Raw genomic sequence first — 10,410 nt, forward strand, 5'->3', positions numbered from 1 at the left:
CGCCCAGGAGGCCCCCGCCCGCCTGCCCGACGCCCCGACGCTGAAGCGGATGACCGCGCGCTTCGCCCCCGTGGACGTCAAGGTGGACGTGTCCAAGCTGCCGGACGCGGAGAAGCGCGCCCTGGCCAAGGTGCTCCAGGCCGCGAAGATGATGGACCCCCTCTTCCTGCGTCAGGCGTGGGCGGGCAACGAGACCCTGCTCCTGGACCTGGTGAAGGACACCACGCCCCTGGGCAAGGAGCGGCTGCACGCGTTCCTGCTCAACAAGGGCCCCTGGTCACGGCTGGACGAGGCGAAGCCGTTCATCCCCGGCGTGCCGGCCAAGCCGGACGAGGGCAACTTCTATCCCGCCGGTGCCACCAAGGCGGAGGTGGAGGCGTGGGTGAAGGGCCTGCCGGAGGCGCAGCAGCACGCGGCCACGGGCTTCTTCACCACGCTGCGCAAGGGGCCGGACGGCAAGTTCGTGAGCGTGCCGTACAGCGTCGAGTACCAGGGCGAGTTGGGCATGGCCGCGCAGCTGTTGCGTGAGGCTGCGGCGCTCACCCAGCAGCCCTCGCTGAAGCGCTTCCTGGAGACGCGCGCGGCGGCGTTCCTGTCCAACGACTACTACGCGAGCGAGGTCGCGTGGATGGAGCTGGACGCGAGCGTGGAGCCCACCATCGGGCCCTACGAGGTCTACGAGGACGGCTGGTTCAACTACAAGGCCGCGTTCGAGGCCTTCATCGGCGTGCGCGACGACGTGGAGACGCAGAAGCTGGCGAAGTTCAGCGCGGAGCTCCAGGAGCTGGAGAACAACCTCCCCATCGACGCCGGCCTGCGCAACCCGAAGCTGGGCGCGCTGGCCCCCATCCGCGTCATCAACAGCCTGTACTCGTCCGGTGACGGCAACCGGGGCGTGCAGACGGCGGCCTTCAACCTGCCCAACGACGAGCGCGTGGCGGCGGAGAAGGGCACCAAGCGCGTGATGCTCAAGAACATCCAGGAGGCCAAGTTCCAGCGCGTGCTGCTGCCCATCGCGAAGGTGGCGCTGCCGGCGAAGGACCGCAAGGACGTGTCCTTCGACGCCTTCTTCACGCACATCCTCATGCACGAGCTGATGCACGGCCTGGGGCCCCACAACGTCACCGTGGCCGGGAAGCAGACGACGGTGCGTCAGGCGCTGCAGGCGTCCTCCAGCGCCATCGAAGAGGCCAAGGCGGACGTCTCCGGCCTGTGGGCCCTCCAGCGGCTGGTGGACAAGGGCACGCTGGACAAGGACCTGCAGCGGACCATGTACACGACGTTCCTCGCGTCCGCGTTCCGCTCCATCCGCTTCGGCATCGACGAGGCGCACGGCAAGGGCATCGCGCTGCAGCTCAACCACTTCCTGGACACCGGCGCGGTGAAGGTGAACGCGGACGGCACGTTCGAAGTGGTTCCGGACAAGATGCAGGCGTCCGTCACGTCGCTGACGAACCAGCTCATGGCCCTCCAGGCCAAGGGCGACCGCACCGCCGCGGAGGCGCTGCTCGCGAAGCAGGGCGTGGTGCGCCCCTCCGTGCAGAAGGTGCTGGAGCGGCTGAAGAACGTGCCGGTGGACATTGAGCCGCGCTACGTCACCGCCGAGTCGCTGGTGAAGGACTTCGGCGCCCCGGCCGCCGCGCCCGCCACGAAGTAGCGTCCCGGCCGTTCCCCGTCCCTCCCGCGAGATTTTCCCGTGCGCGGGGGACGGGGCATGGCCAGTAAGGGAGCCATGGCGCCCGAGTCCTCCTCCCGTCCCGTGCCCCCCGACCCGTGGGGCGTCGTGCTCGCGCTCGCGGTGGTGGGCGCGTGGGGCGGGCACCTGGCGTGGATGCTGGCGGGGCCGGCGCTGGCGTGGAGCTCACCGCTCCCCTGGCTGCACGTCGTGCTCCAGATGTGGCTGTCCACCGGCCTCTTCATCACCGGCCATGACGCCATGCACGGCACCGTGTCCCTGCGCCGCCGGGTGAACGGGGCGGTGGGCACGCTGGCCTGCTTCCTCTTCGCGGGGCTGTCCTACCGCCGGCTGGTGGTGAACCACCGCGCGCACCACGCGGACCCCACCGGAGAGCACGACCCGGACTTCGCGGCCCACGGGAAGGCCTTCTGGCCCTGGTTCGGGGCCTTCATGGTGCGCTACACGACGTGGCCGCAAATCGCGGTGATGGCGCTGAAGTTCAACCTGCTGCTGTGGCTGGGCGTGTCCCAGGCGCGCATCCTGGCCTTCTGGGTGCTGCCGTCGGTGCTGGCCACCGTGCAGCTCTTCTATTTCGGCACGTACCTGCCGCACCGGCGTCCGGACACGGAAGGGATGGCGCCGCACCATGCGCGCACCCTGCCGCGCAACCACCTGTGGGCCCTGCTGTCGTGCTTCTTCTTCGGCTACCACTGGGAGCACCATCAGTCCCCCGGGACGCCCTGGTGGCGGCTGTGGCGGGTGAAGGACGCCCGGCGGTAACCGGAAAAGGCGCTGGAGCGTTATAGAGGGAGCCATGCGCGACAAGCTCCCTCCCGAGCCCCCCGGCTCCGAAGTCACGCCCGAGAAGCTCTACCTGCGCCGCCGCGAGCTCATCAAGAACGCGGGCCTGTTCGCGGGCACCGCCGCGGTGGTGGGAGGCGGGCTGTACCTCCTGGGCATGAAGCGCACCCGGCCCATGGACGGCTTCGTGCCGGACGCGGGCGCGGTGGCGCAGCCGGTGGCCCCCGCCCAGGGCGTCTTCGACACGGACGAGCCGCGCACGCCGTACGAAGACATCACCACCTACAACAACTTCTACGAGTTCGGCCTGGACAAGAACGACCCGGCCCGCCGCGCGCACGCGCTGAAGACGCGGCCGTGGACCGTCGTCATCGACGGGGAAGTCCACAAGCCGTGGACGGTGGACGTGGATCAGCTCATCTCCGCCTTCCCGCTGGAGGAGCGCGTCTACCGGATGCGCTGCGTGGAGGCCTGGTCCATGGTGATTCCGTGGCTGGGCCTGCCCCTGGGCAAGCTGCTGGAGCGCGTGCAGCCCACGTCCTTCGCGAAGTACGTGGCCTTCACCACGCTGGAGGACCCGGAGCAGATGCCCGGCCAGAAGAGCCCGGTGCTGGACTGGCCCTACGTGGAGGGCCTGCGGCTGGATGAGGCCCAGCACCCGCTGACGCTGCTGGCCACGGGCCTCTACGGCAAGCAGCTGCCGCCGCAGAACGGCGCCCCGCTGCGGCTGGTGGTGCCGTGGAAGTACGGCTTCAAGGGCATCAAGTCCATTGTCCGCATCACGCTCACGCGCGAGCCACCGCCCACCACCTGGAACCTGACCAACAAGCGCGAGTACGGCTTCTTCGCCAACGTGAACCCGGCGGTGGACCACCCGCGCTGGAGCCAGGCCTCGGAGCGCCGCATCGGTGAAACCTCACGCCGGCCCACGCTGCCCTTCAACGGCTACGCGGAGCAGGTGGCCGGCCTCTACCGCGGCATGGACCTGAAGCGGGACTTCTAAAACCATGGCCTCCTCCAAGCTCCCCTGGCTGAACCCCGCCATCGCCGTCGGAGGCCTGGCGCCGCTCCTCCAGCTCGCGGTGCTGGGGACGCAGGGCGAGCTGGGGGCCAACGGCATCGAGTTCGCCCTCAACCAGACGGGCCTCTTCGCGCTGGCGGTGCTGATTGCGTCGCTGGCGTGCACGCCCGTGCGGCTGGTGACGGGCTGGACGTGGCCCGCGCGCATCCGCCGCACGCTGGGCCTCTTGGCCTTCACCTACGCGGCGGCGCACTTCCTCACGTACGCCGTGCTGGATCAGGGCCTGGACGTGCGCGCCATGGCGGAGGACGTCTTCACCCGGCCCTTCATCACCGTGGGCTTCACCGCGCTGATGCTGCTGGCGCCGCTGGCCGTCACCTCCACCAACAAATGGGTGCGCAGGCTGGGCTTCCCGAAGTGGCAGCGCCTGCACCGGCTGGCCTACGTGGCCGCGGTGCTGGGCGTGGTGCACTTCGTGTGGCGGGTGAAGAAGGACGTCACGGAGCCGGTGCTCTACGGGGCCGTCCTGGCGCTGCTCTTCGCCGTGCGCTTGGGGGAGGCCCTGCGCAAGCGGCGGGCGCTCGCGCGGGAGCGCCCGGCCTGAGCAGCGGGCTACTTCGTGGCGGCGCGCGGCAGCGGGAGGATGGTGTCCACCAGCGTCATCAGCTGCGCGCAGCTCACCGGCTTGCGCACGAAGGCGCTGATGCCGGCCTTCTGGCCCAGCGCGCGCACCTCCGCCACGTTCGGGTCGCCCGTCATCATCAGGATGGGGACCTTGGACAGCCTGGCGTTGGTGCTGGCTCGGATCTGCCCCGCGAAGTCCGCGCCGTTCATCCCGTCCATGTGGAAGTCGGTGAGGATGAGGTCCACGGGCTCCACCTCGGCGACCTTGAGGCCCTCCTCGGCGGACTCGGCCTCCAGGAACTCGAAGCTGCGGGCCATGAGGTAGATCTTGAGCAGCGTCCGGATGGAGCGGCTGTCGTCCACCAGCAGCACTCGCTGCGGTCCGGTGCCCCCGGCCGGACGGACCGTGGGCGTGCTCCCCGTGGGACGGGAGGGCGCGGTTTCGGGGGCGGAGAGAGGACCGGCCTTCATCAGAATCAAAACCTCGGGGAGGAAAACGCCTCCAGCGGCTCCGCCCATGGTCGCGGATGGGCCCTGCGAAGTCAAAGCAACGCAGGGCGCCGCGCCGCGATTTCAGGAGGGCGGAAACGACCTCACGGGACCTCCAGAACAAAGGCCTGTGATTGCACGCCTGGCAGCCCCACGGCCTCGGCGAGCGCCGGGTTCAGCTCATTGGGCAGCCGCCATGTCTGCCCCGTGGATTGCACCAGGGTGACGCTGTAACGACCCGGAGGCACTGCCGCGAGCGGCGCGGGCGCGGCGGGGTCACGCGCATCCAGCGCCTGCGCGCGGATGGCCACCAGGAGCTGTGGAACGAAGACGGGCTGCGGGCGGGGCTTGCCCTCCGCATCCAGCAGCACGGCGAGCAGGGGATCAGGCACCAGGCCGGCCGCCAGCACCACCACGTCCGGCTTTTCGTCAGGGCCGCCGCTCACGCGCGCGTAGTCCACGCCCTCGTCGTCCACCCTGCCGTCGCGGTCCAGGTCGTTCTCATCCACGTAGCCCGTCACGCCCTCCGCCAGCTTGCGCACGACGACGCGCGGCCAGGCGATGTCTGGCTGGCCATCGCCGTTGGCGTCGTCCGGGATGCCGTCCTTGTTCGCGTCCGCGAGCTGCACCCAGAAGCCCCCTGAACCGGCTCCGGGCGGACGCTGATCCACCGCGCCGGTGAGCGGCTGCGGCGTGAGCGTCAGCAGCTTCGTGGGGGTGGTCGCGGGGTTGAACTCGCGCGCGTCCGCGGTCTGGAAGGCGGGCCGGTCGAAGGGCACGGTCGCGGAGTCCGCGAAGGACACGGAGACGCCGGTGAGCGGCTGGGGCCAGCCGTCCGCGTCCGCCGTCACCTCCAGGATGCGCGTGGCGCCATTGGCCGGGTCCACCGCGCCGCCGCCCACGTCGCCCGCGTTGGGCTCGGAGGTGACGCCGTACCAGGGGTTGAAGTCGGACACGTGGCAGGGCTGCGGCACGCTCCGGCAGGTGTCCGTGTCGATGAAGCCGCGCAGGAGGTAGCGGCCCGGCTCCACGAGGCTCAGCGCGAACGGCGCGGTGAACGGGCCCGTGGAGCTGTCTCCCATGGACGCGCCGAACAGCTCCGCGGCGGTGACGACGGTGAAGGCCAGCGGACGGCCGGAGCCCGCGGGCGGCGGCGGGTTGGCCGCGTCGTAGAGGAACACGATGGCGTTGCCGCGGGCGCGCGACTGCACCACGAGGCTGCCCTCGATGCGGGCGGAGCGCGTGTGCTGACGGCCGTCCGCGGTGGGCACCACGTCCGGGGCGTCACAGCCCCCCGACAGGAGCGACGCGAGCGCGAAGGCGAGGAGGGACAGGGGGCGCTTCATGGGGTCACCGTGAGGTTCGCGAACACGCGCCGCTCGATGCGGTTGCCGAAGGGGTGCTCCGAGTGACTGCCGCCGAGCTGGCTGCCCTGCAGCGCCACGGAGACGAAGTCCTTCACCACGGTGTAGCCCACGCGGGCGTTGACGACGGTGTACGCGGGGAGGTTGTTGGCGATGAGGTCCACGCGCGTCGGGTCGGACGCGGAGGGCTCGCGCTCCACCCAGGTGGTGGAGGTCGTGAACGCCGCTTCGATGCCGAACTCCAGGTCCGTGCGCGTGCGGTAGGTGACGCCGCCGAAGAGCCGGAACGCCGGCGTCTGACTGCACGTGCCGCACTGGCCCTCTGCCTCCGGCAGGTCGGAGCTGACGTGCTGGTAGGAGGCGCTCGCCTTCACGCCCAGGCCGTCGATGGGGGACACGTTGATGCCCGCCTCGACGCCGCGCGCGGTGTAGATGGCGGCCTCGTTGGTGAACAGCGAGCGGCCCAGCAGGTAGCTGCCGGAGCCGCTGTCGTAGGACTCGCCGGCGGGCAGGGACTGCACGGGGGACAGCGCGATGAGGTCCTTCACCGTGTTCTGGTAGAGGGCCACGTCCCAGTCCAGGCCCAGGCGCGGGGACTCACCGCGCCAGCCCAGCTCCAGCGCGTTGAGGCGCTCCGGGCGCAGCGTCCGGTTGCCGGTGGTCAGCAGGCTCACGCCGTTGACGCCCGGCACGGGCACGGGCAGCCGGGTGTAGCTCTCCAGGAACGTGGGCTCGCGGAAGGCGGTGGCCACGGACGCGCGGAAGGCGTGCCCTTCCATGGGCTGGAACACCGCGGACAGGCGCGGCGACTGCGCGATGCCCGGGCTGCCCTTGTCGAGCAGCGGGTGGCGGTCCACGCGGTAGCTGACGATGAGGCGCAGGGGCTGCACGATGCGCCAGTCGTCCTGAACGAAGGCCGCCGCGTGGAACTCCTCGCGCAGGCCGTCCAGGTACTGGAAGGCCACGCGCTTCAGGCGGCCCTCCACGCCGATGTTCACCTGGTGCTCACCGGCCAGCTCGAAGCCGCGCGCGTACAGCGCTTCACCGTTGAAGACGTTGGACGCGACGCTGGTGGTCAGTGAGCGCTGGCCAATGGCCTCGTACTGCGGCCCCGCGTCGCCGGACAGGTGGTTCCAGAACGCCTTGAGCTTCACCGCGCCCAGCTCCACGTCGGCCTTGGCGTACGCGCCCAGGCCGTCGATGTAGTAGTTGCGCAAGAGGCCCAGCGGATAGATTTCCGTGAGGTAGCGGTGCACGCCGCCGGAGAGGCCAATCGCGCGGCCCTCCTCGAACGAGTAGACGGTGGACAGGTTGGCGCGAGCCCCGCGCTGGCCCAGGTCCGGATCCGCGGGCCCCTGGAGCGCGAAGTCCGGACGGCCGGACTCGTAATCTCGGCTCCACTTGTCCTCCTGCCGGTAGGCGGCGGACGCGCGGTAGCGCAGGGCGCCGTTCTGGCCGTGGCTGACGAAGGAGCCCTGCACGGTGTTGCCGCCACCCGCCATGGCGCCGAAGCGCGCGCGCCGGCCGGTGCCGGGCGCCTGGGTGATGATGTTGATGACGCCCAGCATCGCGTTGGCGCCGTACAGCGCGCTGCCCGGACCGCGGATGACCTCGATGCGGTCAATCTCCTCCAGGCCGATGGGCAGCCCCGCCCACACCGTGAGGCCGAGGAAGTCCTGGTACTCGGTGCGGCCGTCCACCAGCACCAGCACCTTGTTGGCCAGGCGCTGGTTGAAGCCGCGCAGGCTGACGTTGGCGCTGCCCACGCCCATGGCCATCACGTCCGCGCCGGGCACGCGGCGCAGGAGCTCCGGCAGCGTGGTGGCGCCCGACAGGCGGATGTCCTCCGAGGTGATGACGGTGGTGGCGTTGGGCGCTTCCAGCGAGGACTGGGCGCGGCGGCTCGCCGTCACCACGCGCTCCTCGTAGGGCACCAGGCCCTCGTCGCCGGAGGTGTCGCCGGACTCGGCGCTGCCGCTGGAGGCGCCCTCCGTACCGGAACTGGCCGCGGGCTTCTGCGCCCCTTGAGGCTGGGCGGTGAGGGACTCCGCGCGGTTGACGGCCTTCTCCAGCCGCTCCATGAGCTCGGCCAGCTGCTGCTGGGCCTGGATGCTCGTGGGGGGCGGCGGGGGCATGGGCAGGCTGGACGTGGAGCCCGTGCCGGGCGTGCCCGTCTGCGTGCCGGGGGCGGGGGCCTCCGCCTGGGCCGCCTGCATGGTGGCCTCCAGGCGCGTCACCTGGGCCTGCACGTTGGCGGCGTCCGGCGGGTTGGAGGCGAGGTAGCGCTTGTACCGGTCCAGCGCTTCGTCGAACCGGCCCGCGTCCTGGTAGGCGCGGGCGATGTTGTAGAGGACGCTGGGGTGCGGCTTGATGGCGTAGGCCGCTTCAAGCTCGGCGATGCCTTCATCGAACTGCTTCTGCTCGATGAGGTTCATGCCATTGCGGAAGTGGCGGCGCGCTTCGAGGCGCGCGTCCGCCAGGGCCTCGGTCGCGCAAAGACACAGCGCGAGGAGCGCTCCACGTCGGAAGGCTGTCGGGGGATTCACTGGTACGGATCGTCCTTGTACGCGGAACCCGGAGCCTTGGTGGGCTTCGGTCCCTGCTTCTTGATGCGGATCAGCTTGACGGAGACGTTGACGGTGGAGCCCAGCTCACCGGAGTAGACCTTGCTCACGGGCTGGTAGCCCTCCAGCTCGAACGTCACCTTCACGGTGGCGACGTCCGGGTTGCCCGAGGTCTGGGTGACGACCATCGGGGTATAGCTGATGACCCGCGGCGTGGTGCCGCGCACCGCGCCGTCGAGCGTGATCTGCGCGCCGGGGGGATCGCTCTCCATGTCGAGGCGGACCGTGCGGGGAGCGGCCGGAGGCGGCGCCACGGGGGCCTCCGCGACGGCGGCGGACTCGCGGGCGGGCGGCTGCGGCGCGACGGACGTGCGCGCCACGGGGACGGCCGGCTCCACCGGGGGCTTCTGGGTGCCGCGCAGCACGAAGACGCCCGCGGCGCCCAGCCCCAGCAGCAGGGACACCCCGAACAGGGCGATGCCCAGGACCTTGCCGGACTTCTTCCGCGGCAGGCCGCCGGCCTCGTCCACGGAGATGTCCAGCGCCATGGTGTTGGGCGCGGGCGTGGGGCCGGAGCCCAGCGCGTAGTGGGCCCCCGAGTGGACGCCGCTGTGCGGACCACTGTGGGGGCCGGAGCCCACCGCGTTGAGGCCGGTGCGCGTGGCGAAGACGCCGCTGACGCCGGACGCGGAGGCGGCGGTGCGCATGCCCTGGATCACCGCGTCCATGGACGCGTAGCGGTCCACCGGGCGCTTGGCCAGGCACTTCATCACCAGCGCCTCCACCTCCGCGGGCACGTTGTGGTCCGGCCACACGGTGTGGAAGGGGGGCGGCGGGTCGTTGATGTGCTTGACGATGACGTCAATGCTCTGCGCCGCCTGGAAGGGCGGACGGCCCATCAGCACCTGGTAGAGCACCACGCCCAGGCTGTACACGTCGCTGCGCGGATCCGCGATGTTGCGCGCCTGCTCCGGCGCCATGTACTGCGGCGAGCCCAGGATGACGCCCGCCTGCGTGAGGGTGGTGTCCTCCTTCATGGAGGCGTCCCCCACGAAGGACTTCACCAGACCGAAGTCCAGGACCTTGACCACGTCCTGGTCGGCCTCCTGGTTGAGGATCATCACGTTGGCGGGCTTGAGGTCGCGGTGGATGAGGCCGACCTTGTGCGCCTCGCGCAGCGAGCGGGCCACCTGCTGCCCGATGGTGAGCGCGCGCTCCCAGGGCAGCGGCCCTTCCTGGGTGAGCAGCTGCGACAGCGTCAGCCCCTCCAGGTACTCCATGGCGATGTAGTAGATGCCGTCTTCCGTCTTGCCGTAGTCGATGACGGTGACGGTGTTCGGATGGCGCAGCTTCGCCGTGACGCTGGCCTCCAGGAAGAAGCGCTTCTGGAAGCCGGGGTCCTTGCCCTCGCCGCTGTACTGCGGGTTCAAGACCTTGAGCGCCACCAGGCGGTCCAACGGGGCCTGCATGGCCTTGTAGACGCGGCCCATGCCTCCGGCGCCAAGCGTCTCCAGGATGCGGAAGCGCTCGTTGAGGATCCGCCCGAGCAGGGGATCCGGCACGTCGGCGGGCGCGCCCTGGCGGCGGGCGTCGCTTTCGATCATGTGTTCCCCCAAGGCTTGGAAAAGGACCGCATACGTCGTTTCGGACCCGGCGGATGCTAGCACCGCCTTGGAAAACCGCCCAAGAGACGTGCCGCTATCATCGCCGCGCCCGGGCCCCGAGTTTCCGGCCCGCGCCGCGCGCTCGCACTCCCGCACTTCCCGTGCTGCCGCGTCCCCGGCGGGGTTGGAAAACGCGGAAATCAGCGTCCGTTGCCGCACAATTCCCGGGGGGTGGTGCGTCGCGTCATCCCGGGTGGAGGAGGGG

At 70.7% G+C, this 10,410-nt stretch carries 8 protein-coding genes; 4 read left to right on the forward strand and 4 right to left on the reverse strand.

Annotated features, from left to right (window positions below):
- The 4 genes from D7W81_RS35710 to msrQ all read left to right on the forward strand — a co-directional run.
- Positions 1-1,657: DUF8614 domain-containing protein (locus D7W81_RS35710; RefSeq protein WP_120559854.1), on the forward strand; the 1,657-nt coding region annotated here is incomplete at its 5' end.
- A 57-nt stretch (positions 1,658-1,714) separates the two neighbouring features.
- Positions 1,715-2,458, forward strand: coding sequence for a fatty acid desaturase (locus D7W81_RS35715; protein WP_244227670.1), 744 nt, complete (start codon positions 1,715-1,717; stop codon positions 2,456-2,458).
- A 34-nt stretch (positions 2,459-2,492) separates the two neighbouring features.
- The gene (gene msrP, locus D7W81_RS35720; RefSeq protein ID WP_120559856.1) at positions 2,493-3,482 is read left to right on the forward strand and encodes a protein-methionine-sulfoxide reductase catalytic subunit MsrP; all 990 of its coding nucleotides are present in this window, start codon (positions 2,493-2,495) and stop codon (positions 3,480-3,482) included.
- A 4-nt stretch (positions 3,483-3,486) separates the two neighbouring features.
- A complete protein-coding gene (gene msrQ / locus D7W81_RS35725; protein ID WP_120559857.1) occupies positions 3,487-4,104 on the forward strand; it encodes a protein-methionine-sulfoxide reductase heme-binding subunit MsrQ in 618 nt (205 codons plus the stop codon).
- Positions 4,105-4,112: 8 nt separating this feature from the next.
- Here the strand turns inward: msrQ and D7W81_RS35730 are convergent, their stop codons facing one another.
- The 4 genes from D7W81_RS35730 to D7W81_RS35745 form a co-directional block, all read right to left on the reverse strand.
- On the reverse strand, positions 4,113-4,595 hold the full coding sequence (locus D7W81_RS35730; protein ID WP_120559858.1) for a response regulator: 483 nt from the start codon (positions 4,593-4,595) through the stop codon (positions 4,113-4,115).
- Between the two features lie 122 nt (positions 4,596-4,717).
- On the reverse strand, positions 4,718-5,959 hold the full coding sequence (locus tag D7W81_RS35735) for a hypothetical protein (RefSeq protein WP_120559859.1): 1,242 nt from the start codon (positions 5,957-5,959) through the stop codon (positions 4,718-4,720).
- The gene (locus D7W81_RS35740) at positions 5,956-8,523 is read right to left on the reverse strand and encodes a TonB-dependent receptor domain-containing protein (protein ID WP_208721586.1); all 2,568 of its coding nucleotides are present in this window, start codon (positions 8,521-8,523) and stop codon (positions 5,956-5,958) included. Before D7W81_RS35740 ends, D7W81_RS35735 begins: the two co-directional genes overlap by 4 nt.
- Entirely contained in the window at positions 8,520-10,145 is a 1,626-nt protein-coding gene (locus tag D7W81_RS35745; RefSeq protein WP_120559860.1) for a serine/threonine protein kinase, read from the reverse strand. The genes D7W81_RS35740 and D7W81_RS35745 overlap by 4 nt, the downstream gene beginning before the upstream one ends.
- Between the last annotated feature and the right edge of the window lie 265 nt (positions 10,146-10,410).

This window comes from Corallococcus aberystwythensis, assembly GCF_003612165.1.
Classification (GTDB): domain Bacteria; phylum Myxococcota; class Myxococcia; order Myxococcales; family Myxococcaceae; genus Corallococcus; species Corallococcus aberystwythensis.